The sequence below is a fragment of the Paraherbaspirillum soli genome (genome assembly GCF_042654985.1).
Lineage (GTDB): Bacteria > Pseudomonadota > Gammaproteobacteria > Burkholderiales > Burkholderiaceae_D > Paraherbaspirillum > Paraherbaspirillum soli.
The window spans coordinates 1-1,222 of record NZ_JBHSMT010000003.1; the positions used below are offsets into that span (position 1 = coordinate 1).

The 1,222-nt window shown below is 55.9% G+C and carries 1 protein-coding gene; it reads left to right on the top strand.

All coding sequences use genetic code 11. The features are described 5' to 3' along the window. Positions 1-369 precede the first annotated feature (369 nt). On the top strand, positions 370-1,222 hold an 853-nt coding region (ltrA, locus tag ACFPM8_RS00465), incomplete at its 3' end, for a group II intron reverse transcriptase/maturase (protein WP_465263039.1).

The following is a 1,222-nucleotide window of genomic DNA, read 5'->3' on the forward strand; positions in this document are numbered from 1 at the left end:
GAATCGAAGAGACGAACGCAAGTGAACCATTATTGAAGCGTCGTAAATGGTATTAGAGAAGTCGTCGAAACCGTGCTTGGCGGTGCACACGGGATAAGTTCAAGGGCAACCTGATTACTGCTTGAGCGGCGACCGGCGTAGAGATGGCGTGACTTCGATTCAGGCTTCGATAAGGAACTTGAGAACCTGTCGTGCCGATGCGAAGGGAGACTTCCAAGTGGGCAGTCCCCACAAGGAACAGAGTACCGATGCGGCGCACAGGGGCAGAAGTACTCGTAGTAGAGCTGAAGGTGCTGCAATGGCACTGGATCGAAGGGGTACTGTCGTTCAGTCTGGTTCAGGCGAACAACTTGAAAGAGGATGATTCGCGTGGAGCGGGCAAAGCCATTTGTAATTTCCAAACAAGAAGTCTGGCAAGCGTACGAACAAGTCAAAGCGAAACGCGGCGCGGCCGGGGTGGACGGCGAGACGATTGCGCAGTTTGAGCAGGATCTGAAGAAGAACCTGTACCGGCTGTGGAATCGGCTGTCGTCGGGCAGCTACATGCCGCCGGCAGTGCGTCGAGTGGAGATCCCGAAAGGCGATGGCAAGAAGCGGCCGTTGGGCATACCGACGGTGGCCGATCGGATCGCGCAAATGGTGGTCAAGAACATACTGGAACCGGAGTTGGAACCGATGTTTCATCGGGATTCCTACGGTTATCGTCCTAACCGTTCGGCACATCAAGCCGTTGCCATAGTGCGGCAGCGATGTTGGCGGATGGATTGGGTGGTGGACTTGGACATCAAAGGGTTCTTCGACAACATTGACCACGCGCTATTGATGAAGGCGGTACGCAAGCACACCGACTGCCGCTGGGCGCTGTTGTACATTGAAAGATGGCTGACGGCCCCGGTGCAGATGCCGGATGGCACGCTGGTGGTCAACGCGGGTAAAGGCACGCCGCAAGGCGGCGTCATCAGTCCGTTGTTGGCCAACCTGTTTCTGCATTATGCGTTTGACCGGTGGATGGATAAGCATTTCCCCGATCTACCGTTCGCGCGCTATGCCGATGACGTCATCTGTCACTGCACTAGCAAGGCGCAAGCCACGATACTACGGCAGGCGATCCAGAAGCGGCTAGCCGAGTGCAAGCTGGAACTGCATCCGGATAAAACCAAGATCGTGTACTGCAAAGATGTGGCGCGGCGAGGGCGGCATGAGGTGTGTAAATTCGATTTCC